The organism is Microbulbifer weihaiensis, from assembly GCF_048323715.1.
Classification (GTDB): domain Bacteria; phylum Pseudomonadota; class Gammaproteobacteria; order Pseudomonadales; family Cellvibrionaceae; genus Microbulbifer.
The window spans coordinates 188,473-215,117 of the sequence record NZ_JBLWFL010000001.1 but is presented as its reverse complement, the minus strand read 5'-3'; the positions used below and the strand labels follow the sequence as shown (position 1 = coordinate 215,117).

Below are 26,645 nucleotides of genomic sequence, written 5' to 3'. Positions count from 1 at the left end.
GAAAGTCAAAAAAAACCGCCGCAAAGCAGTACAACGGGAAAAAAATGAGCAGCGACAACACCATTCGACTTCTTCTGATTAATGACTCCCCCGCCGAAGCCCAGCGACTGGTGAGCATGCTGCACAATGCGGGGCGCTCCAATCGCGCCCAGCATGTCACCAGTGAAGCCGCCCTGACCAAGCTCCTGCAGGAACACGCCTGGGATCTTCTGATTGCCACCGAACAGAGCCAGCAACTGGACCCGACCACGGCGATCCGCACCATCAACAAGCTGCAGAAAGATGTCCCGACCATCCTGATCAGCGAACGCACCGGTTCACAAGCAGTCGTTGAAGGGCTCAAGGCCGGCGCCAGGGATGTGATTACCGTGGACGACGACCAGCACCTGCTGCTGGTGATACAGCGCGAACTGGTCGCCCTCGAAGAGCGCCGCCAGGCCCGGATCCACGATCGCCGCTACCACGCGACCCTGAAACGCACCAAGGAATTGCTCGACAGCTCCAAAGACGCCATCGCCTACGTTTCTGACGGGCTGCTGGTGTACGCCAACAGCTCCTTCGCCGAGCGTTTCGGCTACGAAGACCGCGACGATGTGGAATATCAGCCGCTGATCGACATGATCGCCGAGGGCGAGCAGCCAGACGCGCGGGAATTCCTGCGCCAGTGCGCGATCAACAACAACGAAGTGGAAGCCCAAGAGTGGCAGTTCACGGCGAAAACCGCCAAAGGCACGCCGCTGCCCATCAAGGCCGAAGTACTCACCACCATCTACGACGAAGAGCGCTGCCTGCAGGTGCGTATCGCCGCCAGCACGGGCAATACTGAAGAACTGGAAGCCAAGCTCAGCGAAGCCAAGCACCGCGATGCGGCCACCGGCCTGTACAACCGCCAGCGCTTTGTACAACTGCTCGACACCGCGATTCAGTCCGCCGCTGGCTCCCAGCGTACTGGCGGCCTGATGCATATCGAGATCGACCGCTACGAAGAGTCTGTACAGCAGATCCTGGGCGTAGCCGGTACCGACGACATGCACCGCAAGCTCGCCCAGCTGCTGCAGGGCTGCGTGCGCCGCGGCGACGTCATCGCCCGCTATGGGGAATCGAGCTACAGCCTGCTGATGCCGGAAACCACGCCGGACAGTGCGGAAATGCGCGCCAAAGAGCTGCTGCAGAAAATCGCCGACACCATTTTCGAAGCCGCCGACAAGACCCTGCATATCACCGCTTCCATCGGCATCTCGCTGATGAGCGAAACCTCCGGCAATGCGGACAAGGTACTTGAGCAGGCGCGCAAGGCCCACGAGCAGGCCCTCGCCAAACACACCAGCAACGGCTTTGCCCTGTTCGAGCCCGACAGCGAAGCCACTGGCGACGCCGATACCTATCACCGCGCCCGTGTCGTCCAGGCTCTGGAAGCCGGCAACCTCAAGCTGCTTTACCAGCCGATTCTCAGCCTGCAGGGCAGTGGCGAAAAGATTTACGAAGTGCTGGTGCGCCTTGTGGACGGCAAGGAGCAGCTGGCCCCCATCGCCTTCCTCGAAGCCCTTGGCGATGCAGGGCTGTCCACCAAAATGGATCGCTGGGTCATCCTCAGCGCGATCAAGGCCGCCGCGGCGCATCGCGCCAAAGGCGAAGAAGTCTCGCTACTGCTGCACCTGACCGCCGCCTCCCTCAAGGACACCAGCCTGCCCGCCTGGCTCGGCGTCGCGTTCAAAGCAGCAAAAGTGCCGCCCAAAGCGGTGACCTTCCAGCTGCGCGCCGAGGATATCAACAGCAACCTGCACGCCGCCCGCGACTTCACCAAACTGGTTCAGGACATGGGCTGCCGCGTGGCCATCTGCCACTTCGGCACTGGCCTGAGCCCATTCAAGTCACTGGAACACGTCAGCGTCGACATCGCCAAGATTGATGCCTCCTTCGTGCGCGAAGTCCAGGACGAGGGCGAAGACAGCGAGAATTTGGTGAAGCTGGTCGGCCAGCTGAAGTCCATCAACACTCAGGTGATCGTTCCGCATGTTGAGCAGGCCAGCATGCTGCCCACCCTGTGGCAGACCGGCACCGACTACATCCAGGGCTACTATGTGCAGCCCCCGGCGGACGAGATGAATTTCGATTTCAGCCTGGATTGACCACAATCCGGCAGTGGCGGCCAGTCCGCCGCTGCCGCAGCCTATCCCGCCCGCATAAAAAACAGACTGTTTTACGCCAGAGCGATAATTTTCTGCACCGAATTTCCAAGTTGCTACCGCAATTCGGTATTCTGTGCCGCGAAGAATTTATCCGCTTCCTTCACTTCAAGCACAACAACAATCACGGAGCCATCGCATGTCGCCCCAATTGTTCAACGCCAGATTCGGCCGCCTGATCGGCGCCGGCCTGCTGGCCTGCTCCCTCGCCGCCGTTACCGCCGGCTGCAGCAAAAGCGAAGCCCCGGCGGAAAAGCCGAGCGCCGAGCAGATCCCAGAGAGCGCCACCGAGTACAAGCCGGAGAACCTCGAGAAAGAGGCGCCTATGGCAGACAAGGCTGCGCCCGAGTCCGGTGTCGACTACCACTCCTTTGCCAACAGCAATGATTACGTGGTCAAGCATGTCGATTTCGACCTCACCGCCGACTTCGACAACAAGGTGCTCTCTGGCCAGGCCATCCTGGACATCAAGGCGCTGAACAGTAAAAACAAGCCGCTGATCCTCGATACCCGCGAACTGGATATCAAGGCCGTACGCGCGGGTATTGGCAGCGACCTGAAACCGGTCAAGTTCAGCCTGGGCAAGCAGGATCCGCACCTGGGCACCCCGCTGAAAATCACCCTGCCGAAGGGCGCCAACAAGGTCGCCATCGAATACCAGACCTCCCCGGGCGCCTCCGGTGTACAGTGGCTGGAACCGCAGCAAACCGCCGGCAAAAAGCACCCGTTTCTGTTCACCCAGGCCCAGGCCATCCACGCCCGCAGCTTCATCCCACTGCAGGATTCCCCAAAAGTGCGCGTGACCTACAAGGCCACCATCCGCACGCCGAAGGATCTGCGCGCAGTCATGAGCGCCAACAATGATCCGGATGCGGAAATGGACGGCGTGTTCGAGTTCGAAATGCCCCAGGCCATTCCTTCCTACCTGATTGCGATCGGCATCGGCAATCTCGAATTCAAGCCCATGGGCGAGCGCACTGGTGTGTACGCCGAGCCGGAACTGCTGGAAGCGGCGGCGAAGGAGTTCGAAGACACCGAATCCATGCTGGAGGCCACCGAGCAGAACTTCGGCCCCTACCGCTGGGATCGCTACGACCTGCTGATCCTGCCCCCGAGCTTCCCCTTCGGCGGCATGGAAAACCCGCGCCTGTCGTTCATCACCCCCACCGTAATTGCCGGCGACAAGAGCCTGGTGGCGCTGATCGCCCACGAGTTGGCCCACTCCTGGTCCGGCAACCTGATCACCAACGCCAGCTGGCGCGACCTGTGGCTGAATGAGGGCTTCACCACCTACCTCACCAACCGCATCATGCAGTTTGTGTACGGCGACGATCGCTACAAGATGGAGATGGCGCTGGGTTACGACGACCTGAAAGCGGATCTGGACGATCGCGAAGACAAAGACGAGATCATGGCCATCGACCTGCGCGGCCGCGATCCCGATGAAGTGTTCTCGAACATTCCGTACGAGAAAGGTTCACTGTTCCTGTACGAGCTGGAACAGAAAGTCGGCCGCGAGAATTTCGACAAATTCCTGCTGGAGTACTTCAATCACTTTGCGTTCCAGAGCATCACCACGGAAGACTTCGTGAAGTACCTGGATCAGACCCTGCTCAAGCAGTACCCGGAGCAGTTGGATCGCGCGCGTATCCAACAATGGATTTTCGAGCCGGGCATCCCGGAAGGCGCACCGCACCCGCAGTCCGATGCGTTCACCAAGCTGGATCCGATCCGCGAGCAGTGGCTGAACGGCGAAATCAAGGCGAGTGACATCGACACCAAAGGCTGGACCTTCCACCAGTGGAAGTACTTCCTCGACGGCATGCCGGAGAAACTGAGCGAAGACCAGCTGAAGGCACTGGATGAAGCATTTGACCTGACCCAGTCCAAGAACAATGAAATCGCTTTCAGCTGGCTGATGATTGCCGTGCGCAATGATTACCAGCCGGCCAACGCACGGCTGGAGGATTTCCTGGTCAGCATAGGCCGCAATAAGTTCCTGCGTCCGCTGTATCGCAATATGGTGGAGCACGGCAAGACCGACGAAGCCAAGCGCATCTTCGAGAAAGCCAAGCCGGGTTACCACCCGCTGACCGTCAAGGTCAACAGCAAAATCATCTACGGTGACGACAGCGAATAAGCGGCGCTAACCTGCCGGTATAGTCCCGGTCGCGCCCGTTACGGCGGGTGCGGCCGGCGAATCCAATCACACCCCCTCCCCGTATCTTCAGGCAGCACGCCCACAAGCTGGCCCGGATGTTGCTGCTCAGTCTGCTGCCCATGCCGGCGTTCCGTGCGTAAAATAGCGCCCGCAACCAAGAACCCGATTCAAAACCCAGGTAGTACCTCCAATAATGAAAACTCTCGGTGTCATCAGTCTCACGCTGTTCGCCCTCAGCCAACCTGCGCCGGCCCAGAACTCACCCGGCAGCATGCCGGTTGCCGTGCGCACAGCATCCGTAACCCAAGAGGAAGTGTCCAACCCGATCGAGGCCCTGGGCACGGCAAAAGCCTGGGAGTTTGTCTCCCTGCGCGCCGGCGAGACCGAGTATGTTTCCCGCCTGGCCTTCGAAAGCGGCCAGCGGGTAAAGGCCGGCGATGTACTGGTGGAGCTGAGCCACGGCGAGGAAAAGGCCGAGCTCGCCGGCGCCCGCGCCAGCCTGCGGCGTCACGAGCGCGACACCGAGCGCCTGCGCGGACTGGTCAAGAAAAACCTCGCCACCCGCGAACAGCTGGAAGCCAGTGAAACCCTGGTCGCCGAAACCCGTGCGCAGGTGCAGGCGCTGCAAGCGCGCATCGATGACCGCATCATCCGCGCCCCCTTTGACGGCCAGCTGGGGCTGCGCAATATCAGCCTCGGCAGTCTCGTCACACCGACCACCGAGATCACCACACTACAGGATATTTCTCGCATCAAGCTCGACTTTACGGTGCCAGAGCGGCAGCTTGCGGCGGTCTACGGCGGCATGAAAATCGAGGCCGTGAGCCAGGCCATGCCGGAGCGCGTGTTCAACGGCGAAGTGATGATCGCCGAAGCCCGGGTCGACCCGCAGACCCGCGCCTTTACCGTGCGCGCGCGGCTGGAAAACCCGGATGAACAGCTCAAGCCCGGCATGCTGCTGCGCGTGCGTATCATCAGCAATCCCCGCACCGCGCTTACCATCCCCGAGAGCGCACTGATACCGTTGGCCGGCAGCCAGTCCGTGTTCGTGGTCGACCACAGCGGCAGTGAGCCGGTTGTGCGCCGCCGGCAGGTACAGCTCGGCCGCCGCTACGAGGGCAAGGTGGAAATCCTGTCCGGGCTCGACGCCGACCAGCAGGTGGTTACCCGCGGCACCCTGCACATCCGCGACGGCCAGGCGGTATCCCTGCAGCAAGCGACCGGAGCCGCCGCACAATGATCATCAGTGATACAGCGGTCAAGCGCCCGGTACTCGCGCTGGTTCTGTCCCTGCTGCTGGTGGTGTTCGGCCTGATCAGTTTCGACCGCCTGGCACTCAGGGAATATCCGGACATCGACCCGCCCATCGTGTCGATCACCACCAACTATCCCGGCGCCTCCGCAGATATCGTCGAGAACCGCATCACCCGCCAGATCGAGGATCGCATCGCCGGTATCGAGGGTATCAAAACCGTCAGCTCCTCCAGCTCCGACGGGCGCTCGTCGATCTCGATCGAGTTCAACATCAACCGCGACGTCGACGGCGCCGCCAACGATGTGCGCGACCGGGTTGCCGGTGTGCTCAACAACCTGCCGGTGGAGGCCGATCCCCCCGAGATCGAGAAAGTCGACAGCAACGACGATGTGGTGCTGTGGCTCAACCTCACCTCCGATCGCCTCAGCATTCCCGAGCTCACGGACTACGCCAACCGCTACCTGGTCGACCGCTTTTCCGTGCTCGACGGCGTGGCCCGGGTGCGGGTCGGCGGCGCCAAGGATTTCGCCATGCGGATCTGGCTCGACCGCAGCGCCATGGCTGCACACAACGTCACCAGCGGCGATATCGAGCGCGCGCTGCGCGCGGAGAACCGCGAGCTGCCGGCGGGCTACCTGGAGTCCAGCGAGCGCCAGTTCACCCTGCGCCTGCAGCGCCAGTTCACCAGCGCGGAGGATTTCGCACGGCTCGCCATCACCACCGGTGACAACGGTCACGTGGTGCGCCTCGGCGACGTCGCGCGTGTGGAGCTGAGTTCGGTGGAGGAGCGCTCGACCTTCCGCGGCAACGGCGAACCCATGGTGGGCATCGGCATTAGCCGTCAGTCCACCGGCAACATCATCGCCGTGGCAGAGGCGGCCAAGGAAGAACTGGTGCGGGTGAACCAGAGCCTGCCCGAGGGCATGCACCTGGCGCAGAGCTATGACGCTTCGGTATTCGTGGCCGAGGCGATCGACGAGGTGTACTCCACCCTGATCATTGCAGTGATCCTGGTGGTGCTGGTCATCTACCTGTTTCTCGGCAACTGGCGCGCGACCCTGGTGCCGGCCGTCACCGTACCGGTGTCCCTGATTGCGACTTCGATCCTGCTGTACGCCTTCGGCTTCAGTATCAACCTGCTCACGCTGCTGGCGATGGTACTGGCCATCGGGCTGGTGGTGGACGACGCCATCGTGGTGCTGGAAAACGTGTTCCGGCGCATGGACGAATACGGCGAGCCACCCCTGCTGGCCGCCTACCGCGGCACCCGCGAGGTAGGCTTTGCCGTCGTTGCCACCACCCTGGTGCTGGTGGCGGTGTTCGCGCCGATCACGTTTCTCGAAGGCGACATCGGCCGGCTGTTTTCCGAGTTTGCCCTGACCATGTCGGCGGCGGTGATCTTCTCGTCCATCACCGCACTTACCCTGTCGCCTGTGGTGGCCGCGAAATTGCTGCGCCCCAGCAGCCAGGGCAGCCCGATCACCCGCTTTATGGACGCACAGCTCACGCGGGTACAGCACGGCTACAGCCGCGGGCTGGACTTTTTCCTGCGCCACCACTGGATTGCCGGCGCGGTATTCGTGGCCGTGCTCGGGTTCGCCGCACTGGCGTTCCGGTTTATTCCCAGCGAATACGCGCCGCGGGAAGATCGCGGCGCCTTCTTCCTGCTGGTGAACGGCCCCGAGGGCGCCAGCTACGACTACATGCAGGAGTATATGGAAGAGATCGAGCGGCGCACCATGCCGCTGGTGGAAAAGGGTTATGTGAGGCGCCTGCTGGTGCGCTCGCCGCGCTCCTTTGGCACTTCGGCCACGTTCAATACCGGCATGGTGATCTTCACCTTGGCGCCCTGGGGCGAGCGTCCATCCGGCTTCGAGCTGATGAACCAGGTGCGGGCCAGTGTCGCTGACCTGAGCGGCGTGCGCGCCTTCCCGGTAATGCGCCAGGGCTTTGGCGGCGGACTCGGCAAGCCGGTGCAGTTTGTGCTCGGCGGCAGCAGCTACGAACAACTGACCCAGTGGCGCGACCAGCTGAATGACGCACTGGCCGAATCCAACCCCGGCCTGCTGGGCGCCGACTGGGATTACAAGGAGACCCAACCGCAATTGCGTATCAACGTGGATTACGAGCGCGCCGCCGACCTCGGTGTGCAGGTAAGCGACGTGGGCACCACCCTGCAAACCATGTTTGGCTCCCTGCGCGCCACCACGTTCATCAACAACGGCGAGGAGTACGACGTGATTCTCGAAGGCGAAAGGGCCCTGCAGCGCAGTCCCGACAGCCTCGACAACATCTACGTGCGCTCCACCACCAGCGGCGCGCTGATTCCGCTGCAGAGCCTGATCGAGGTTTCCGAGTACGCCGACTCGCCACAGCTACAGCGCTACAACCGCATCCGCTCCATCACCCTGGATGCCAACCTGGCCGATGGCCTGGCACTGGGTGAAGCGCTCACTTACCTGAACCAGCTGGTGGACGAGAAGCTGGATGGCACACCGATGGTGGATTACAAGGGACAGTCGAAGAACTTCCAGGACTCCGGCAACACCATCCTGTTCGCGATCCTGCTCGGCACCCTGGTGGTATTCCTGGTGCTCGCGGCACAGTTCGAGAGCTTCGTGCACCCGCTGGTGATCATCCTCACCGTGCCCCTGGCCATGGCGGGCGCGCTGGCAGGGCTTCTGGCCACACAGCAGTCGCTGAATATCTACAGCCAGGTGGGCCTGATCATGCTGGTGGGGCTCGCGGCCAAGAACGGCATCTTGATCGTGGAATTCGCCAACCAGTTGAGGGATCGCGGCATGGCGTTCGGCCAGGCCCTGCGCGAGGCCGCAGGTACGCGCCTGCGGCCCATCCTGATGACAGGCATTACCACCGCCGCCGGATCGCTGCCCCTGCTGCTGTCATCCGGCGCGGGCTCCGAGACCCGCGCCGTGATCGGTACCGTGGTGCTGTTCGGGGTGCTGGCGGCGACACTGTTCACCGTCTACATCGTGCCCGTCGCCTACGATGTGCTGGCGCGGCGCACCGGTTCGCCGGGACAGGTCAGCCGCGATGTCGCCGATCTGGAGGCGGAACACCCGCCCCAGGCGCTGGACTGATACGACACAGATATAACAATGGCCTGCCCACTGTGCTCACCGGCGAGCACAGTGGACAGTGCCCGGTGCGACACAAGGAGTTTCGCGCCAGATATTGGCAATACTGCGCAGAGGACTGTGAATAGCGGCGCAATTCTCTTAAGCTCAGCCACCCCGAGTGCAACTATTTTTCGTTGCCGCTCGTCTAATTGGCACTACCCCCCGATGACAATCGCCAATCGCATAATAGGGACAACCATGCGCTCACGATTTCTCGCCGCCCTCGCTTTGATCGCGCTGATGTTGGCTGTCACGGCCTGCGATCAGCAAGTGTGCTACCAGGACGGCAAGCGCGAGCGCAGACCGCCAATGCCGTTTGCGGAAATCAGCTCCGGGCTGTCTCCGGCCATTGGTCTCGTTCGCTCCTACTGAGTATTTCTGTCGCCGCTCTCCCGACTGCCTGTTTGAGTGCCTGATTGATATAAACGCTCCCAGGCAGAAACCGGTGTCCAGGCCTGAAATATCGACGTTCTACCGTGCCCCAGTGTGCATCCACATGCGGGAGGAGAAGCCTGGTATCGAGTACTCCCGTCCCATGTTTTGCCCGCTTTTTGCTGAACGTTTGTCAGCCCAGTTACACGCTATGCGAACCAAGGAAAACCTGTTGTCCGCGAAAATCGATTGAGCCTGTCCGCCAAACCTGAAAACGTTATTAACCCAAAACTCCTGAACTGAAAAAATCTGTATGGAACACGTCACTGAAACCGGACTTCTACCCGCCCCGAAAATTTCTTCGCTCAACGATATCTTGCCGGCCGAGCCACTGCTGATGATGGGCGCAGGTCCGGTACCGATTCCAGAACTGGTGGCCAATGCGAACAGGAACGTGATCAATCACCTCGGCGCCACCATGTCAAAAATCATCGGGCAGGTGAAAGAGATGTCGCAGTACGTTTTCCAGACCCGCTCGCCCTGGATACTGGGGGTTGCCGGTCCCGGTTCGGCGGCGATGGAAATGGCGATTGCGAACCTGGTGACCAAAGACACCAGGGTACTGTGTGTGTGCAACGGCTACTTCAGTCACCGCATGGCGGAAATGTGTCAGCGCCTTGGCGCTACGGTTGAAACCCTGTCCTGCCCGGAAAAATCCCAGGTCGAACTCGATCGGTTCATTGCTGCCATCGAAACCTTTGAGCCCGACTGCATCACCATTGTGCAGGGGGAAACATCGAACACCACCTTCAATAAAAACCTGCCAGCGCTGGCCATTGAGGCAAAGAAAAGAGGCTGCATCACCATCGTCGATGCCGTGTGTACCCTGAGCACAATGCCACTGCAGATGGACGACTGGAAAATCGATGCGGTCATTACCGGAGGGCAGAAAGGCCTGTCGTCCATCCCCGGTGTTTCCCTGGTGGCCTTTTCAGAAGATGCCTGGCAGAAAATCCAAAGCCGGCAGTGGACACCGTCGCACTGGTGCCTGGATGCCCAGCTCGCCGAGAATTTCTGGCACAAGGGTTCCTACCACTACACCGCGCCGGTTTCCGGGGTTTTGGCGCTGCATGAAGCGCTGCGCCTTATCTGTCTGGAAGGCCTCGAGGCGCGGTTCTCACGCCACGAACGCTGCTCGAAATCCCTGCAAAACGGCATTCAGGCAATGGGACTCAAGCTCTTCATCCCTGAAGAGAGCCGGTTGAATTCGGTAATCGGTATCGAGGCGCCGGGCACGCTGGGCAATCGCGAAATTTGTGCGTATATGTCCCAGAACTATCAGGTGGAAATTTCCGGATCCTTCGGGCTGCCGATCGTGCGTATCGGGCAGATGGGAGAACAGTGCCGCGCGCAGAATTTATTCCGCACGTTACACGCGCTCGGCTGCACCATGCGCGACCTTCGGGTACCCGTCGACATACCGCGCGGTATGGGTGAGCTGGAAAGTTCGCTGATCGGTGCGGGAAAAGGCTGACCGAACGCCGGAGCCCCGCTGGGGCTCCGGCTGTTCAGGCGAGGAACAATGCCTGAGGTTCAGTCCTCGAGCAGTGCGGCAATCTGGTGGTCGTTGAGACCAAACAGGTAGAGCGCCGCGTCCAGGCCGAACCTGTCGATGGCCTGCGGCGCCTCGGCGCGCACTTTCGGTTTTGCATGAAACGCGATGCCGAGTGCGCCCAGCGACAGCATCGGCAGGTCATTGGCGCCGTCACCCACCGCAATCACTTCGTCCAGAGACAGTTCCATTTCCGCAGCCAGCTCCTCGAGCAGCAGCGCTTTGCGCGCGCCGTCGACAATCGGCTCGATCACACCGCCGGTCAGGCTACCGGCTTCAAACTCCAGCTGGTTCGCGTGCACAACGTCGACCGCCAGATGGTTGGCCTGCAGGTAGTGGGCGAAATAGGTAAAGCCGCCGGAGAGAATCGCGGTTTTACAACCGAGTGCGCGCAGGGCTCTGAGCAGCCGCTGGGCACCGGTCATCAGGGGCAGTTGCGGGGCAATTTCAGAAAGGCTTTGCTCAGTGAAGCCGCGCAGCAGGCTCATGCGCTTGCGGAAGCTCTGCTGGAAATCCAGTTCACCGCGCATCGCCGCTGCGGTGATTTCCGCTACCTGATGGCCGACGCCGGCGATCTTGGCCAGCTCGTCGATGACTTCCGCCTGGATCAGGGTGGAGTCCATATCGAAACAGGCAAGCCTGGGCGGTTTATGGCTCGCGCCGGTCTGCAGTACCAGTTCAACGCCGATCCGCTCCGCCAGCGCCAGCAGTGCCTGTCGCGCAGCGTGAAAATCCAGTGCGGCATCAAGCTGCAGACGCACCACCGTGCAGTCCTCGCGGCACGCAAGAGTATCGGCCGCAATCAAGCGCCACTGCTGCGCGGCGACAAAGTGGCGCACAGCTTGCAACTGTGCCAGCTGCAGGGTATCCGTCAGCAGGGTGAGACACCAGGGCGCGCGCACCGGCGCAGGCGCCGCAGGCAGTGCGGCGAAAACCTCACCATTGACCAGCGAGGTTTGCTGCTCCGGTGACCACTGCAATCCCAGGTGCCAGTGATCGTCGCCACGATCAAGGCGCAGGTAGCGCACGCGTATGCCGTCGGAAGCGAGGCTGTCCAGCGCTGCGGCCGTCAGGGAAAACGCCTGCTGGCGCTGGGTGGCGGTGGGAGATGCATCCATGGCTGGCTCTCTGTGCTGAGTCTATCTAGGTAGACGCGGGTAGGTAGGCGCGGGGAATCCGCGCGCAATTTGGCCGCGCATTATAGCCCGGCGCCTTTTTTCTCTGAAGGAGTGGGATAAAATCGAACGCTGGCCCGGTGGCCGCGAGCAAACGGCAATAACAATTATGAAACAGCACTTTTCCCGATTTTCCGCACTTTCACAGCAGATCCCCGACTTTATCCAGGGACTTAGCCGCACCCGCCAGCAGCAGCTGCTGGCGGCGGCGATCTGGCTTACCGTGGCAATGTTCTGCCTCGCGACCCTCGGCCACGCCTACGGCCAGCAGAAAGCCAGCACGGCCGCGCGCGACAGGGCCAGCGCGCGCGCCGCGGCCACGCTGATCGCAGCGCAGAGCCTGGAACAGATTGTGGCCGGTGACCGCATCAGCCTGCAGTTGCTGGCCCAGCAAGCGCTCGCACTGCCAGCCATTTACGGGGTAACGGTTCAGGACGTGGACTCCAGTCCGCTGGCACAGGCCGGGGAACGGGAGCGGGGCGAGACCATCACCGAGCCGGTGGTGCTCCACGACAGCCTCGCCGGCAGCGTCTCCCTGAACGTGCGCCCCGGTGAGAGCACCGCCTACCCTTGGGCAAGCCTGCTGCTGTGCCTGGTTTTCGCACTCCCGTTCAGCGCCGCCTGCGCCCTGGCGGTAACCCAGGTGCGACCTGCGCGGCGCGCCGCGCTCACGGTGCCGCGGGCACAGCCGAAACCGCCGCCGGAAATCACCGCCGGCCTCTACCTGCGTCCCCTCAACTGGGCACAGCTGGGGAACCAGCTCTCGCGCAGCGCCCTCGACAACCTGGAGACAGAACTCGAGGGGCGCCTGAAGTTGCTCTCGCGCATCTACGATGGCCAGGCCCTGCCCAGTGCCGGGCCTGCCGTTGGTCTCGGTTTCGCTGGCGACGATGCCGCCTTCCGCGCCGTCTGCGCGGGCCTGCTGTTGCGCGGGCTGCAGCAGTCGAGCCGCGCGACCGGACTGCAGCTGGCTGTGGCGGTGCTGCCGACAAAATCCACAGAGTTCGACTTCCGCGGAGAACAACTGCTGTCCCAGTCGCGCGGCCTGTGCCTGCACCCGGCATTGCGCGACGACGAATCCCTGGATAACCGCATCCAGTACCACGACACCGCCTGGGGGGCGGAAGTGACCGCGCTCAATCCCAAGCTCCAGCAGCTGCTGGACAACCAGTTGCAGCAACTGCTCTCGGCCTGACGCCCCTGCGCCGGCCTCCCGGTCGGCGCCCTTTCTTCCTTTTTCGTCTATCCCCCACTTCTCTCATTTCGTTTTGGTTGTTGCCTTTCACCTCAAACCGTCGTGATCGCCACTGCGCCACCCTTTAATTGGTTTCCACTTGAGTTTCGCATTGCCACAGGCCGCTGCCCGTTTTTGTCAACACGTACCTGTGTAATACGGATCGGAAGTGAACAGTTGAGACCCGCCGCTCGGCGTGGAGGTTTATATGAAGCGTATTTATGGAGGACTCGCAGGGACGATTGGTGCCGCTGCACTACTTACCCTTTCCGGGTGCAGCAGCATGCAGGATATGACCAGTACCACTACGGCCATCAATACCAGTGATCGCCCCGGGTACTACTCAGTGCAGGGCCGCTACTACCACTGCCATCAGGATGGACGCTGCCACAATGTGCGCCATCCCAATTACTACTGGCAAGGCGGTCAGTTCCGCGGCGGATCCCCGTCTCACTATCACCGGTACCCGCAACAGCCCCGCTGATCTGCACGATACCGCTTAGCGCATTCGCAGCTGTAAGGTATGCGCGAGACATACCTGCTGCGGTGCACTGCCAACTCCAAATCACGGAGAAGTCACCATGAAGAGACTCGTCAAGAAAGGCCTGTTGGCCGCAACCGTCTTCGGAACCCTGACACTCGGTGCCTGTGTGTCCGATGGCTATTACAGCTCCGGTAGCGTCGGTTATTCCACCTACCCCTACTCACGCCCGTATGTCTATCCGTCCAGCAGCGTTTCTTTTTACTATTCCTCCCCGCGCTACTATCGCGGCTATTACCCGCGCGGTTACTACCCCCGTCACTACCGGTATCGCGGCAACCACTACTATCGTCACCACGGTCGGTATAACAACCGTCACTACTACAACCGCCCGCACCACTATAACCGTCCCCATCACAGCACGCGCCCGGGACGCCACCATGGCGGGCATGGCCATCGCCGCTGAGCGGGCTCGCAATCCCGTATAAACATCGAAGCCGCCTTCCGGGCGGCTTCGTGCAATTCATACCTTGGTCATACAGACCGACCGGGACAGCCGCGTTAGGATTTCTGCAAACAATAAGTGATAACAGCCGCGGGAGTTTGCTGTGCAGCAGGATTCATCACACGCCGTACTCATAACCGGTTCCACCAGTGGCATCGGCCTCGCCATTGCCCACTGCTTCGCGCGCGCGGGTCACCATGTGATGCTGCATGGGCTGGCCACACCTGAAGAAGGCCGCGCACTGTGCGAAGCGTTTTCCGGCTATGCGGGGAAAGTGGGTTTCAGCAGTGCGAACATCGCGGAAGAACAAGGCTGCGTGCAACTGGCGGCGGACACCCGCGAGGCCATCGGCAACCCTTCGGTGCTCATCAATAATGCCGGCATCCAGTTCACCGCGCCGGCCCACGAGTTCCCTACCGACAAGTGGCACCAGATCCTCGCGATCAATCTGAGCGCGGGCTTTTTCCTGAGCCGCGAACTGCTGCCTGCGATGCGCGCGGGCAACTGGGGACGCATCATCAATATTGCCTCGGTACACGGCCTGGTGGCCTCGGAAAACAAGGCAGCCTACTGCGCGGCCAAGCACGGACTGGTGGGATTAACCAAGGTGCTGGCACTGGAAAATGCCGACGCCGGCATCACCGCCAACGCCATCTGCCCGGGCTGGGTGGAAACCCCGCTGATCCAGCCGCAGATCGAGTCCATAGCCCGCGAGCAACAGATCGATATCGAGTCCGCGCGGGCACAGCTGGTGGGCGCCAAGCAGCCGCTGGCACGCGCCACCGGCCCGGAAGCCATCGCCGAACTGGCGCTGTACCTGTGTGGCAGTTTCGCCGGCACCATTACCGGTGCCGCCTTGCCGGTGGACGGTGGATGGAGCGCGCAGTAGTATCGTTGGCACCCGATTCCTTCATCCTTCAGGGTGCTGCCGTGAATTATCAATTACTGATTGCCGACGATCACCCGCTGTACCGTGATGCACTGGTGACCACGCTATCCAGCCACTTTCCGAATTCAGACCTGCTGCAGAGCGAGGATCTGGATTCCACCCTGGCACGGCTTGCCGATACCGAAGTGGATCTGCTGTTGCTGGATCTGAACATGCCCGGCAGCGAGGGCTTCAGCGGTCTCGCGCGCATCCGCAACGATTATCCGGCCGTTCCCGTGGTAGTGGTTTCAGGTAGCGACAGGCACGCGGTAATCCAGCAGGCTGCGAGCCTCGGCGCCAGCGGCTTTCTCTCCAAGACCGCGCGCCCGGATGAAATTCTGCAATGTATCGAATCCGTGCTGGCGGGCGAGCAGTGGTTCAGTGCTGAAGCATTGGAAGCGGAAAGCGAGAGCGCACTGGCAGAAAAGCTTGGTCAGCTGACACCGCAGCAACTCAAGATTTTCCAGATGATTGCCCAGGGCATGCTGAACAAGCAGATTGCCTTTGATCTGGATATCACCGAGCCCACAGTCAAAAGTCACGTCACTGCCATTCTCAGGAAGCTGGAACTGCGCGATCGCAAGCAGTTGATTCGTGAAGCGCAGGCGTTGATCCAGATTTGAAGGCTGTGGTCTCCGGCCTTTTCCAACCACCGTGGCGGCAAAGCACCGGGTATCCGTTTTTGAAACCGCTGTGAATACATCCCTGTACGCTGCGTCAGCGACGGCCCTGTCGCTGACGCTTTCAAAAACGGATACCCGGCACTTTGCCTTCGATTTTCCGCTCTCTGCTTCGTGAGATGAAGACCCCAATTTTGCCGTAGCTAGCCAATTATTTTTTGCGTGAGATTCGCTTACAGCGTAAATAGATTCGATACGAAGGCAGGGTAGCGGGTGCAGGTTTTCAGGACTGTCGGCAACAGGGATGTTGCCGACAGAGCGTACAGGGATGTATTCACAGCGGTCCTGAAAACCTGTACCCGCTACCCTGCCGCCACACAGGAAAAATAGAGCACGATGCAAGCTCAGAGGCCCGCAACAAACTCCGCCACATGCCGATAAAACCGCCCACAGGCTTCCGGCACCATGGATTCCAAATTCAGGAACGCATGGATCATATCGTCAAAATTGATCAGCTCGGCCGCCACACCCGCCTCGCGCACTTTATCCACATACAACTTGCCCTCATCCCGTAATGCACAGAATTCCGCGGTAACCACCAGGGTCTTGGGCAGGTTTTGCGTAAATTCGCCGTGCAGCGGCGACGTCTGAAAAGGGTTTTCCGCCCCCTGGAAATAATTCTCGAAGTACCAGAGGATCTTTTCTTTCTCGAGCAGGTAGCCACTGCCATTTTCCACAATGGAAGGCAGCTGCATCGTGTAATCCAGGCTCGGATAAATCAGCACCTGGGCAACCACCGAATGCGGCTGGTGTTGCAGCAGGCGGGACGCTGAGGCACACAGGGCGCCGCCACCGGAATCCCCCATCAGGATCCAGCGGCCATCGTGCTCAATGCCTTTTTTATCCAGTGCCGCGCCCAGATGCCGCACCACACTGACCAGGTCGTTCAGGGCGGCCGGATACGGATTTTCCGGCGCCAGGCGATACTCAACGGAAACCAGCGTCCGCCCACAGGCATCGGCGATGCGGCGGCAAATGGGATCGTAGACCGACACACTGCCCGCCATATGGCCACCGCCATGGCAGTAAATGATCACCGGCCCCGGCTGGCGCTTCGCTGGCTGGTAAATCCTCACCGGCACCGCGTACTCACCACCATGCACCAGGGTTTCACATGCGGACATTTCCGGCCCCGGCTCGACAAACGTCCGCGTGAGGTTGGCGAGGCTTTCACGCGCGCTGATCGGCGTTGGTTCGAAACCGGCTGCTTTCAACGCAGCCACCTGCGCGTTCACCGCCTCCAGCCAGGTGGCAAGTTTTGCTTCAAGCTGACGCATTGTTGGCCTCCAGGTTTTCTTCAGAAGACAGCGGTTTCTTGCCGCTCTCCGGCAACAGGAAAGAGAACACAAACAGGGAGGCCGAGCAGGCCACCGCAAAGTACGCCGCCATCGCCGGCTCGCCGCTGATGTCCGCCAGCACGCCGGCACCGTACATCAGTGCCGTTTCCACCCCGTAAGAGACAGACCAGAACATGGCGAAGGTTACGGTGATTCTTGCCGGTGTCATGCACGGCAATTCCTGTGGCAGGGTGACCAGAGCGGTCATCGGCAAAAACATGCAGAAACCGGCGAGTGCGGCCGCTGAATAGGCAACCATCGGATTTTTACTGGTGACCATCAATGCGGCAAAAACCACCAGCGCCAGTCCCGCGTAGCGCAGTACCGGCAAGCGCAACGGAAGGCGCTTGGTCGCGATAATACCGGCGACTGTTCCCACCATCCCCGCAGCGATCATTACCGCAGAGAGGTGCTTGCTGGCCACGGCAAAGCCATCGATCAGCGGGAACAGAGAAAATATGGCGATATAGCAGAAAAGAACACCGCAGTAGGCCAGAGGCAGCCACCAGTTAAAAGACTCCCGCATACCTTCCCTGAGGCCATAGTCTTCCGCAGGCTTGTCGCCACCACCGGACAGGGAAAAGTCTTCGGCGCTCAACCACCACAGCACCCCCAGCGCCAACACCATCACCCCATACAGTGCCACGACGGATTCCCACGCGCCCAGCCAGGTTGCCAGCGCGGTGGTCGAAAGCAGGGCGAGAAGGTTGCCGGTATTGAAGGCCGCCGCATTCACACCGTTGATCAGTGGTCGCTCCTCGGCAGAAAAGTAGTGCAGTACCACCGGCGCGAAATAGACGATTGCCAGCGCGCCACCAAGGCCGAGGGACAGGCGCGAAACCAGCCACGCGCCGTAGCTGTCCGCCAGTGCGCCAAAGCCGCCAGTGGCAATCAGCACGATGGCCAGGGCAAAGGCGCGCTTGGCACCGAGGCGCATCAGCAGGGCGGCGGCCGCCAGGTTGCCGACGATCTTGGCCAGGGTAATCACGTTGCTGCCCCAGGTGGCGTTGGCGAAGCCCTCCTCGCCGAACGATGCCTGGATCGCCGGCGTCAGAATGGCGCCCGACACCCAGCTGGCCGCGAACAACGCATAGGCGCTGAACATCAGGATTTCCAACAGGTATTTTTTCATCGCTTGGATACCGCTTTTTATTATTGATGGAATTGGCTTTCAGACTGCTTCGGTCGCTGCGCCTTGCCTATACGACCTTGGTCGCAGGAACCGCTGCCGTTGTGCTTTTTTGTCGCTGCTGCAGTAACGCACGCAGCGCCGCCGGACGCAGTGGCTTCTGCAGGAATTGCCAGCCGGCACTGCGCGCCTGGGTTTTGACGGTGTTGGTATTTTCCGCAGAGATGATCACGCAGGGCACATCGCCGCCCCAGCGCGCCAGCAATTCCGCCGCCAGGTCGATGCCGTTGTCGCCGTCATCCAGGTGGAAATCCATCAGCAACAGATCCGGTTCTGCGCACGCCAGTGCCTCGGCCCGGTCGCGGGCACAATGCACGCGACAGCCCCAGCCTTCCAGCAGCGCCGCCATCGCCTCCAGAATCGAGGGCTCGTTGTCCACACACAGCACCTGCAGATCCAGCTTCGCCCCGCGCCCGTTCGCGGTTCCCGGCAATGCCCGGGTTGCGGCCTGCGCCGCAGCCAGTGCCAGACGCACCTTGAACACACTGCCGCGGCCGGGTTTCGAGCCCAGGGTGACCGGGCTGTGCAGCAGGCGGCACAGGCGCTCCACAGTGGCCAGGCCAAGGCCGTAGCCGTGCTGGCGCTGGCCGCCATCGGCCAGTTCTTTCGGCGTCAGGCGGCAGAACTCCCGGAACACATCCTGCTGCTGTTCTGCGGCGATGCCGACTCCGGTATCCCAGACCTCCAGTGAAACCGCCTGCCCGCAACGGCGCACACCGATCAGCACACCGCCACGGCGGGTGTATTTGACCGCGTTATCCAGCAGGTTCTGCACGATGCGGCGCAGCATTTTTTCGTCGCTGCGCACCCAGAGATTACTGCGGCGATAGCGCAGGCGAATGCCGCGGCTGCTGGCAGCAATGCGCGCCTGGGCCACCGCGTCGTCGAGGATGCTGTCGAGGGATACCGCGCTGAATGCCGGTCGGATATCCCCCGCATCCATGCGCGCGATCTGCAACATATCGGTGATCAGCTGCTCCGCCGCCGCCAGCGCACTGTCCGCGCGGGTGAGCAGCTGGCGGCTGCTGTCCTCCAGTTCGCGCGCGGCCAGTGCATCGAGGAAAAGGCGGCTGGCATTCAATGGCTGCACAAGGTCGTGGCTGGCCGCGGCCAGGAAACGGGTCTTGCCCGCACTGGCCGCGTGCAGCTCGCGGTTCAGCGCCTGCAGCTCGTCGTTGACGGTTTCCAGCTCGGTGGTACGGTGCACCACCTTCTGCTCGAGCGAGTTACGTATTTCAGTGAGCTCCGCCAGCGCCCGCTGGTAATCGGAAACGTCGGTATAGGTGGTGACGAAGCCACCGCCGGGCAGCGGGTTGCCGCGGATTTCGAGCACGGTGCCGTCGGTGCGATGGCGCTGCACCCGGTAGGCAGTGCCGTTGCGCAGGTGCTCCACCCGCTTATCCACATGCATTTCCACCGAGCCGGGGCCGCACTCGCCGCGGCTCGCGTTGTAGCGCACCAGTTCCGCCACCGGGCGGCCGACGTAGATCATTTCCTGCGGGTAGCGGAACAGCTCCAGGTAGCGGCGGTTCCACGCCACCAGATTGAGGTTGGCGTCCACCACCGAGATGCCCTGGTCGATGTTGTCGATGCTGCTCTGCAGCAACCCGCGCCCGAACTGGTAGATGGCCGAAGCCTGATCCAGCTGCTGTGCCGCGGTGTCCGGCTCGCTCAGCTGGCGAACCAGGCGGCGCGCGCTGGTACTGCCGACAATGCCGGCAAGGATTTTCTCCACCGCCTCGCGGTACGCGTGCGCCCCCACCTTGCCCGCAGTCTTCTGCAACAGCGGCGCCAGCGCGCGGTCTGCCGCATCCTCACCAACGAAGCGCGCCAGCAACTGGCGCAGGCGCACCTTGTCCACCGGCGCGGATTCCGCGCTGCCGCGGCGGGGCGCAAAGCGCTGCTGCAGCAGTGACACCAGCACCAGTGCGAGACCGTTGACCCCGAGGCCGAGGACACAGCTGACAGTCAGCGGATTCCAGTGGAGCCCCAGCCAGAGTCCAAGCACGTCCGCATGGCCAAGCGCCGCCGGCAGTGCCGAAAGCGCCCACACCGCGCTACCCAACAGCAATCCCACCAGCACCGCCAGTGAACGCAGGCGCGGCCAGTGCGATGGCCAGGTCACCGCGGCGATCATTGCCGGTGCCAGTTGCGCCACCAGGGCCAGCGACAGCAGCCCGAAAGTCCCCAGACTGACCCCGGGCCCGATCGCCTCGTTGACCCCGAACGCAGCCAGCATCAGCAGCCCGATAATCACCCGCCGCACCCGCCGCAGATCCGTTCCCAGCACCTTGCCCACAGGCCTGGCCTGCAGGCGGCGCAGCCACCAGGGCACGATCATGGTGTTGGCGATCATGGTGGACAGTGCAATGGTGGCGATGATCACCATGCTGGAACCGGCGGACAGGCCACCCACAAACGCCAGCAGGGCCAGCCACGACTGGCCGCTTTCCAGCGGCACGCCGAGCACAAAACGCTCCGGGTTGCTGTAGCCAGCACCATCGCCGCCGGCGCCCGGCAGCCACAGCAGGCCGCCGTAACCCACCACCAGAATCGCCGCCGACAGGATGCCGAGATACACCGGGATCAGCTTGCGCACCGGGCCGATATCGCGCTCGTCATCGCTCTCGATCATCAGGATGTGGAACTGTCGCGGCAGGCAGAAAATCGCGGCCATTCCCAGCACCACCACCGCGAAAAAGCCGGTGTCGGCCCCGCGCGCCTCGGCCATGGCGGCAACGCGCTCGCTGGCCAGCGCGGCGCGGGTCAGGTCGGTGGCGCCGTCAAAGGCGGTGTTCAGCAGGAACCAGGCCACCGCCACGATCGCGCCGATCTTGACCAGCGCCTCGAAGGCCACCGCCAGCAACATGCCATTGCGGTGCACGCTGCTGTCGATATGCCGGGTACCGAACAACAGCGCAAACAGGCCCAGGGTCGCCGCGACGATGGCGGTGACGGACGAGGGATTGATGTCGTCGCCGCGGGCGAGCAGCAGGAAGCTGTCCGCTACGGCGCGCAGCTGCAGCGACAAGTAGGGCACCACGGCGACCACCGCCAGCAGCGCCACCACCGCCGCCAGCCACTGGGTGCCACCGTACTGGGCACTGATGAAATCGGCGATGGAGGTGGAGCCCTGTTGCTTGGACAGACGCACAAAACGCACCAGCAGCGGTGCACCGAAAATCAGCATCAGGCTGGCGCCGACAAACGTCGGTGGCAGCAGCCAGCCCTCGTGCACCGCCTGCGCCGGGGTACCGAAGAACATCCACGCACTGGTGTAGGTACCGGCCAGCGCCAGCAACAACGGCTTGATCGGACGGATACGGGCGGCCGGCAGCCGATCGCCCCAGAAGGCAATGGCGAACAGTAGCAGCAGGTAGGCAAGGCCGACGGCGGCCAGCATGGGCAGACTGAACAATTGGCGCACCTTTCATTATTTTGGTTATATTGAGAGCCTAACCGATTGTCTGTTTTCTGTCCTGCCCCCGCTACCACCGGATCGTCATACCTTGGTCTAGCAGGCAAAGGGACAGAGAGTGGCTAGAGTGCTAGTCCGGAACATTCCTATATAAAAACCATAACTGGTGATCGGAGAGAGTCATGCGTAAAACAATAAAATTCAATCCTCTCGCCGTGGGCATCATGCTCGCCTGCGGCGCCAGCTTGAGCTATGCGGACAACAAGGCACTGGAAGAAGTGACCGTCACCGCCCAGAAGCGCGAGCAGTCTTTGCAGGAAGTACCAGTAGCGGTAACCGCATTCGGCGAAGACGCCCTGATCGAGAACGGCGTTGCCGACCTGACCGACGTACAGAAGCTGAGCCCGAATACCACCCTGCAGGTCAGCCGCGGCACCAACTCCACCCTCACCGCTTATATCCGCGGTATCGGCCAGCAGGATCCTCTGTGGGGCTTTGAGCCTGGTGTCGGCATCTATGTGGATGACATCTACGTTGCCCGTCCCCAGGGTGCGGTGATGGACGTATTCGATGTTGAGCGCATCGAGGTTCTGCGCGGCCCGCAGGGCACCCTGTATGGCAAAAACACCATCGGCGGCGCGGTGAAATATGTCACCAAAAAAATGACCGGTGATACCGAATTCAGAATCCGTGGCGGCGTCGGTTCCTACAACCAGCGCGACCTGGTGCTGAGCGGTCAGGTTGGCCTTGGCAGCAAGGTAGCGGTTGGCGCGGCGGTAGCCAGCTACCAGCGCGATGGCTTCGGTGAAAACATTATTACCGGTGCTGACAACTACAACAAAGACGTCACCAGCGCCCGCGTGTCCATGGAAATCACTCCGAACGATGACTGGTTCATCCGCCTGGCAGCAGACACCACCAAAGACGACTCCAACGCGCGCTTCGGCCACCTGATGTTCACCAACCCCTACGGTGGCGAGCAGCCTCTCGATAACGTCTTCGATCACCGCTCCAACATGCCTTCCGACAACTCGGTGGAAAGCAGCGGCGCATCCGTGACCGCGGAATGGAAAGTGTCCGACAGCGTCACCCTGAAATCCATCACCGCCACCCGCACTGGTGAGACCACCACCAACATCGACTTCGACAGCAGCCCGCGCCCCGATTTCGATGTGCCTGCGTTCTACGACGACGAACAGTTCACCCAGGAATTCCAGCTGAACTGGAGCAGCGACCGCGCCAACCTGGTATCCGGTATCTACTATTACGATGGCACCGCATCCGGCGGCTTCGATGCCGTACTGGGTATCTACAGCATTCTCTCTCCGGCCCTGCCACTCGGCCTGACACAGAACGTCAGCGGCAGCGTGGATACCGAGAGCCTCGCCGCTTACGCCAATTTTGACTATGCCATCACTGACGATTTCAGCGTAATCCTCGGTGGCCGCTACACCCGCGACGAAAAATCCGCGGACGTGTTCAAGGCGAACTATTTCGGCCTCTATTCCCCGATGTTTGCCGATCACTATGACGGTACGCCGGCTTTCGAACAGCCAATCGGCATTTTGACCGACTACACCAATAGCGACTCCTGGGGACAGTTCTCACCCAAGGTGGCGGCCAACTACCAGATCAATGACGACACCATGGTGTACGGCAGCTTCAGCTCTGGCTTCAAGAGTGGCGGCTTCGATATGCGCGGCGACGCCTCCGTAACTCCGGAAACCGTCAACGGCTACGACCCGGAAACTGCGGACACCTTCGAAGTGGGTATCAAGACCCAGCTGTTCGAAGATCGCGTGCGCCTGAATTTCGCGGCATTCAGTACCGACTATGAAGACATGCAGGTCACGGTGCAGGACTTCTCCCAGTCCACCGGCGGCTTTGCCAGCTCGGTAATCAATGCCGGTGAGGCTGAGATCCGCGGCTTCGAAGTGGAACTGATGGCCAGCCTCACCGACCGCCTGACCTCCAACCTGGTGCTCGGCTACACCGACGGTGATTACCTGGAAGTCTTGGCCAAGGTGCCAGGCGCGAACCCGGGTGAATTCGTGGAAGTAGACCTGGCCGATGCCTGGGACAACCTGCAGTACAGCCCGGCCACTACCGGCCTTTACCAGATGTCCTACAACATGGACGTTGCCGGTGGCGAGCTGGTAGTGAATGGCTCGGTTTCCTACCGCGACGGTATCCAGATTTACGCGGCGCCAAGCTTGCTGGACGAAGGTTCCGTTACCCTACTGGATGCCGGTGTCACCTACTTCAGCGGCGATGGCAACTGGCAGGTGAGCCTGCAGGGTAAAAACCTGAAAGACGAAGAGTACCGCAACGCTGGCTATGACTCCGCTGCGCTGGTTACCGGCTACTACGGCGCACCGCGCACCGTTGCACTAACCGGTAGCTACAACTTCTAAGTCGTTTCGCAATTAGCGTTGTGTTTTACCTTGGGGGCTCTGTGGCCCCCTTTTTTGCCGCTGCGATTTTCTTTCCGGCGCAACCTTAAACAAATTGGCGGGCATTTCCCCTCTTTGGCATCAGGGTCTTCTAACCTGAACAGTGAAGGCGACAGATAAGTGTCGCGTTCGCCATACCAGCCACCGAGGTATCAGCGTGCAGAAATTCAGTTGTATTCTGCTGGCTGCGGCGGTAGCGGCAGGGATTGTCGCCGGTTGTACCGCAACCGAGCCGAGGGAAAGTCACGCAAACCAGGCGTTCAGCAGCGCCATCCCCCCCAATATGGGCCAACCCGATCATATGTCGGTAAGAACCAGCGAAGCGCCTTCGCGCAGCCCCAAGTCACTGAACGTCAACGGCACCAAATTCCGCTGCTTTGAGCGCGAGCTCGAAACAAAAATCGTCGTGCGTTGCGTACGCGAGTCCTAGGCAGGCGATTTATCGCCCAACTGTGACGGCATCCACCTCAGCTTGTCGCCGGAGTCCACGCGTTTCCGCAGCCTCCGGCTAAGCTTGGGGTATCTGCAAGCAGGGACAAGCGACTATGAGCAGGCTTTTTTTGGTTTGGCTCGCGGGGCTGGGGATTGTTATCGCCGGGTGCGTGGGCATGAGCAGCAGTGACGACAAGCCCATCCAGCAACCCGGCTCGCTGTCCAGCGTGTGTGGCAGCAAATGGGAGATGCGCCTCCTGCGACTCAATGGCAATGCCGTGCAGGTAGACCAACCGGAATCCTTTACCTTCCTGTGCAACACCGACGGCCAGGCCATGGGGAAAAGCGGCATCAATACCTACCGCGGCAGCATGCAGATTACCGATAGCGGCCAGATACTCTGGGATACGGCGAGTTTCGCTTCCACCAAAAAAGCCGGGCCACCGCCAATGATGGAGCAGGAAAGCCAGTACCTCCGCGCCCTGTCCGGTACCCGCCAGGCGTTCGTCAAAAGTGGCGGTGCGCGCCTGATCCTGCGTGATATTCCAGGCGATATCTATATCGAATACATCAAGTCAGAGCGCTGACTGCTGCGTCTTTTTGTTCCGGTATTGGAGGGACTTGTCACAGACGACGGCGGCTAAATCATGTTAAATGGCGCAAACAGTCACCGGAAGGATTCCATGCCCGCTCAGCGCCACGTCCACTTCGCGCCCCCGCGCCCGGGATTTTCTCTGGCAGTTTCCCTGCTGCTATCGCTGCTCATTTCGGCCTGCAGTCATGTCGATGAGCAGGGCGCGAGCCCCCTTCTGATGGAAGAAGCAACCACCGAAACCATTTGCACCCATCAATGGCTACTGGAGAGCCTGACCGTAGATGGCCGCGAGCATAAATCCCACATGTTCTGGCGCAAGGTCTGGCGCGACCGCCCCTACTTTACCTGTGACAAGCTGGGCTTCGTCCGCGGCAGTGCGGGCACAAACCCCTACCTCGGCAAATTTTCGCTCGCCGAAGACGGCGGTATCGAATGGCTCAAGCCACCCAAAATCTCCCGCATGGGCGACCGCCGGAGCAGCAGCGAGCTGGAACAGGATTTCCTGCTGGCGCTGCCGAGGGTCAACCGCGCCGATCTCGGTGTGGACAGGCTGATACTCACCGGAGCCGACGGTACCCGGCTGGAATTTCAGCAGACGCGGGAACTGCCCCCGGCCGGCGGCTGATACCCGGGCAAAAGCAGCATAAAAAAAAGCGGCCACCAGGGCCGCTAAATACCATTCAAGAAGGGTAAAACCAATCCTCCAAGCGGAGGCACTTCCAAACCCGGAAGCTAAAGCACTAACGATGGTTAGATGCAAAGAGAGAAGAACAACGACGCTGAGGCGGCTGCAGTAACGCAACCGGACAAGCCACATTTCGTTGTGGGCGTAGATTAGATAGCAGACGTGACAAACAAGTTACGCGGAAGCATTTTTTATCGGTTGCGTCGCTGGTGCTGCTCGAGGTTTTGCTGCCGCTTGCGCTCGCTCTTGCGCAGCAGAATGTAGGTAGCTCCCAGCCCCCCGTGCTGCTTCTGTGCACTGTGGAACGCGAGTACTTCCGGAAGCTGCGGCAACCAGGCGTTGACACAGCTTTTCAGCAGCGCCGGCTGCTTGCGTCCCTCACCCTTGCCGTGCGTCACCAGGGCGCAGCGCACATCCGAATCCATGCAATCCCGTACAAACTGATACAGCGCGCTGCGCGCCATTTCGATGGTGTGATGGTGCAAGTCGAGGCGCGCGTCCACGTGGTACTTGCCCAGGCGCAGGTTGCGATAAACCCCGTTCTGCACGCCATCGCGCTTGAATTCGATCGGATCCCAGGGTTCCACCGGCTCCACGAACTCGCCGCCCAGCGGATTAAGTTCCAGGGCGGTCTGCGCAGTAGCCGCTTCGCGGCGTGCGCGCAGGTTGAGCTTGTCATCGGCCTGCTTGTTGAGGTTTACGGTCTTGTGCTTCGGGGCCAGCGGCTTCACGTCACCCAGCGCGCCCATGGCGCCGTGAAACAGTTCTTGATCGTCTTTTTCCACAATTCCCCCGAAATACCTCTGC

Annotated in this window: 20 protein-coding genes; 15 read left to right on the top strand and 5 right to left on the bottom strand. The window is 61.3% G+C overall.

The annotated features are described in order from the left end of the window. Window positions 1-44 precede the first annotated feature (44 nt). The 6 genes from ACNKU7_RS00930 (at window position 45) to ACNKU7_RS00905 (ending at window position 10,648) form a co-directional block, all read left to right on the top strand. Window positions 45-2,129, top strand: coding sequence for an EAL domain-containing response regulator (locus ACNKU7_RS00930; protein ID WP_418295072.1), 2,085 nt, complete (start codon window positions 45-47; stop codon window positions 2,127-2,129). 196 nt (window positions 2,130-2,325) lie between these two features. Further along, on the top strand, window positions 2,326-4,326 hold the full coding sequence (locus ACNKU7_RS00925) for a M1 family metallopeptidase (protein WP_418295071.1): 2,001 nt from the start codon (window positions 2,326-2,328) through the stop codon (window positions 4,324-4,326). Between the two features lie 214 nt (window positions 4,327-4,540). After that, window positions 4,541-5,587, top strand: coding sequence for an efflux RND transporter periplasmic adaptor subunit (locus ACNKU7_RS00920; RefSeq protein WP_418295070.1), 1,047 nt, complete (start codon window positions 4,541-4,543; stop codon window positions 5,585-5,587). Further along, a complete protein-coding gene (locus tag ACNKU7_RS00915) occupies window positions 5,584-8,703 on the top strand; it encodes an efflux RND transporter permease subunit (protein WP_418295069.1) in 3,120 nt (1,039 codons plus the stop codon). The genes ACNKU7_RS00920 and ACNKU7_RS00915 overlap by 4 nt, the downstream gene beginning before the upstream one ends. Window positions 8,704-8,940: 237 nt before the next feature. Beyond that, window positions 8,941-9,114, top strand: a complete 174-nt coding sequence (locus tag ACNKU7_RS00910) for a hypothetical protein (RefSeq protein WP_418295068.1) — start codon at window positions 8,941-8,943, stop codon at window positions 9,112-9,114. 313 nt (window positions 9,115-9,427) lie between these two features. Further along, window positions 9,428-10,648, top strand: coding sequence for a pyridoxal-phosphate-dependent aminotransferase family protein (locus ACNKU7_RS00905; protein WP_418295067.1), 1,221 nt, complete (start codon window positions 9,428-9,430; stop codon window positions 10,646-10,648). A gap of 59 nt (window positions 10,649-10,707) precedes the next feature. Here ACNKU7_RS00905 and serB read toward each other — a convergent pair whose 3' ends face one another. Next, window positions 10,708-11,844, bottom strand: coding sequence for a phosphoserine phosphatase SerB (gene serB, locus ACNKU7_RS00900; protein WP_418295066.1), 1,137 nt, complete (start codon window positions 11,842-11,844; stop codon window positions 10,708-10,710). A 166-nt stretch (window positions 11,845-12,010) separates the two neighbouring features. Between serB and ACNKU7_RS00895 the strand changes: the two genes are divergently transcribed. The 5 genes from ACNKU7_RS00895 (at window position 12,011) to ACNKU7_RS00875 (ending at window position 15,672) form a co-directional block, all read left to right on the top strand. Next, window positions 12,011-13,096 carry a hypothetical protein gene (locus tag ACNKU7_RS00895; RefSeq protein ID WP_418295065.1) on the top strand — a complete coding sequence of 362 codons (1,086 nt, stop codon included), beginning with the start codon at window positions 12,011-12,013 and terminating at the stop codon, window positions 13,094-13,096. 247 nt (window positions 13,097-13,343) lie between these two features. Continuing rightward, window positions 13,344-13,619: a hypothetical protein gene (locus tag ACNKU7_RS00890; protein WP_418295064.1), complete on the top strand. Its 276-nt coding sequence runs from the start codon at window positions 13,344-13,346 to the stop codon at window positions 13,617-13,619. 97 nt (window positions 13,620-13,716) lie between these two features. After that, window positions 13,717-14,082 carry a hypothetical protein gene (locus ACNKU7_RS00885; RefSeq protein WP_418295063.1) on the top strand — a complete coding sequence of 122 codons (366 nt, stop codon included), beginning with the start codon at window positions 13,717-13,719 and terminating at the stop codon, window positions 14,080-14,082. A gap of 142 nt (window positions 14,083-14,224) precedes the next feature. Beyond that, window positions 14,225-15,010, top strand: a complete 786-nt coding sequence (locus tag ACNKU7_RS00880) for a 3-hydroxybutyrate dehydrogenase (protein WP_418295062.1) — start codon at window positions 14,225-14,227, stop codon at window positions 15,008-15,010. Window positions 15,011-15,051: 41 nt separating this feature from the next. Beyond that, window positions 15,052-15,672, top strand: coding sequence for a response regulator transcription factor (locus tag ACNKU7_RS00875; protein ID WP_418295061.1), 621 nt, complete (start codon window positions 15,052-15,054; stop codon window positions 15,670-15,672). Between the two features lie 401 nt (window positions 15,673-16,073). Here the strand turns inward: ACNKU7_RS00875 and ACNKU7_RS00870 are convergent, their stop codons facing one another. The 3 genes from ACNKU7_RS00870 to ACNKU7_RS00860 all read right to left on the bottom strand — a co-directional run bounded on the left by ACNKU7_RS00870 (window position 16,074) and on the right by ACNKU7_RS00860 (window position 21,673). Next, window positions 16,074-17,006 carry an alpha/beta hydrolase gene (locus ACNKU7_RS00870; protein ID WP_418295060.1) on the bottom strand — a complete coding sequence of 311 codons (933 nt, stop codon included), beginning with the start codon at window positions 17,004-17,006 and terminating at the stop codon, window positions 16,074-16,076. Further along, complete coding sequence (locus tag ACNKU7_RS00865) at window positions 16,993-18,198, bottom strand: MFS transporter (RefSeq protein ID WP_418295059.1); 1,206 nt, start codon at window positions 18,196-18,198, stop codon at window positions 16,993-16,995. Before ACNKU7_RS00865 ends, ACNKU7_RS00870 begins: the two co-directional genes overlap by 14 nt. A 67-nt stretch (window positions 18,199-18,265) precedes the next feature. Next, window positions 18,266-21,673: a hybrid sensor histidine kinase/response regulator gene (locus ACNKU7_RS00860; RefSeq protein WP_418295058.1), complete on the bottom strand. Its 3,408-nt coding sequence runs from the start codon at window positions 21,671-21,673 to the stop codon at window positions 18,266-18,268. 182 nt (window positions 21,674-21,855) lie between these two features. On the opposite strand from ACNKU7_RS00860, the gene ACNKU7_RS00855 reads away from it, so the two are divergent. The 4 genes from ACNKU7_RS00855 (at window position 21,856) to ACNKU7_RS00840 (ending at window position 25,778) form a co-directional block, all read left to right on the top strand. Further along, window positions 21,856-24,087: a TonB-dependent receptor gene (locus tag ACNKU7_RS00855; RefSeq protein WP_418295057.1), complete on the top strand. Its 2,232-nt coding sequence runs from the start codon at window positions 21,856-21,858 to the stop codon at window positions 24,085-24,087. A gap of 196 nt (window positions 24,088-24,283) precedes the next feature. Next, window positions 24,284-24,556, top strand: coding sequence for a hypothetical protein (locus tag ACNKU7_RS00850; protein ID WP_418295056.1), 273 nt, complete (start codon window positions 24,284-24,286; stop codon window positions 24,554-24,556). Between the two features lie 115 nt (window positions 24,557-24,671). Continuing rightward, entirely contained in the window at window positions 24,672-25,145 is a 474-nt protein-coding gene (locus ACNKU7_RS00845) for an META domain-containing protein (protein WP_418295055.1), read from the top strand. Between the two features lie 96 nt (window positions 25,146-25,241). Continuing rightward, the gene (locus ACNKU7_RS00840; protein WP_418295054.1) at window positions 25,242-25,778 is read left to right on the top strand and encodes an META domain-containing protein; all 537 of its coding nucleotides are present in this window, start codon (window positions 25,242-25,244) and stop codon (window positions 25,776-25,778) included. Window positions 25,779-26,029: 251 nt separating this feature from the next. Here the strand turns inward: ACNKU7_RS00840 and smrA are convergent, their stop codons facing one another. Next, window positions 26,030-26,623 (bottom strand): DNA endonuclease SmrA, encoded by a 594-nt coding sequence (smrA, locus tag ACNKU7_RS00835; RefSeq protein ID WP_418295053.1) that lies wholly within the window; start codon window positions 26,621-26,623, stop codon window positions 26,030-26,032. Between the last annotated feature and the right edge of the window lie 22 nt (window positions 26,624-26,645).

Excerpts from the sequence above, each read along its gene's own strand:
- ACNKU7_RS00925 (WP_418295071.1), top strand. The coding sequence starts at position 2,326 with ATGTCGCCCCAATTGTTCAACGCCAGATTCGGCCGCCTGATCGGCGCC.
- ACNKU7_RS00840 (WP_418295054.1), top strand. The coding sequence starts at position 25,242 with ATGCCCGCTCAGCGCCACGTCCACTTCGCGCCCCCGCGCCCGGGATTT.
- ACNKU7_RS00930 (WP_418295072.1), top strand. The coding sequence starts at position 45 with ATGAGCAGCGACAACACCATTCGACTTCTTCTGATTAATGACTCCCCC.
- ACNKU7_RS00890 (WP_418295064.1), top strand. The coding sequence starts at position 13,344 with ATGAAGCGTATTTATGGAGGACTCGCAGGGACGATTGGTGCCGCTGCA.
- serB (WP_418295066.1), bottom strand. The coding sequence starts at position 11,844 with ATGGATGCATCTCCCACCGCCACCCAGCGCCAGCAGGCGTTTTCCCTG.
- ACNKU7_RS00845 (WP_418295055.1), top strand. The coding sequence starts at position 24,672 with ATGAGCAGGCTTTTTTTGGTTTGGCTCGCGGGGCTGGGGATTGTTATC.
- ACNKU7_RS00885 (WP_418295063.1), top strand. The coding sequence starts at position 13,717 with ATGAAGAGACTCGTCAAGAAAGGCCTGTTGGCCGCAACCGTCTTCGGA.
- ACNKU7_RS00855 (WP_418295057.1), top strand. The coding sequence starts at position 21,856 with ATGCGTAAAACAATAAAATTCAATCCTCTCGCCGTGGGCATCATGCTC.
- ACNKU7_RS00895 (WP_418295065.1), top strand. The coding sequence starts at position 12,011 with ATGAAACAGCACTTTTCCCGATTTTCCGCACTTTCACAGCAGATCCCC.
- ACNKU7_RS00870 (WP_418295060.1), bottom strand. The coding sequence starts at position 17,006 with ATGCGTCAGCTTGAAGCAAAACTTGCCACCTGGCTGGAGGCGGTGAAC.
- ACNKU7_RS00915 (WP_418295069.1), top strand. The coding sequence starts at position 5,584 with ATGATCATCAGTGATACAGCGGTCAAGCGCCCGGTACTCGCGCTGGTT.
- ACNKU7_RS00910 (WP_418295068.1), top strand. The coding sequence starts at position 8,941 with ATGCGCTCACGATTTCTCGCCGCCCTCGCTTTGATCGCGCTGATGTTG.
- ACNKU7_RS00920 (WP_418295070.1), top strand. The coding sequence starts at position 4,541 with ATGAAAACTCTCGGTGTCATCAGTCTCACGCTGTTCGCCCTCAGCCAA.
- ACNKU7_RS00865 (WP_418295059.1), bottom strand. The coding sequence starts at position 18,198 with ATGAAAAAATACCTGTTGGAAATCCTGATGTTCAGCGCCTATGCGTTG.
- ACNKU7_RS00905 (WP_418295067.1), top strand. The coding sequence starts at position 9,428 with ATGGAACACGTCACTGAAACCGGACTTCTACCCGCCCCGAAAATTTCT.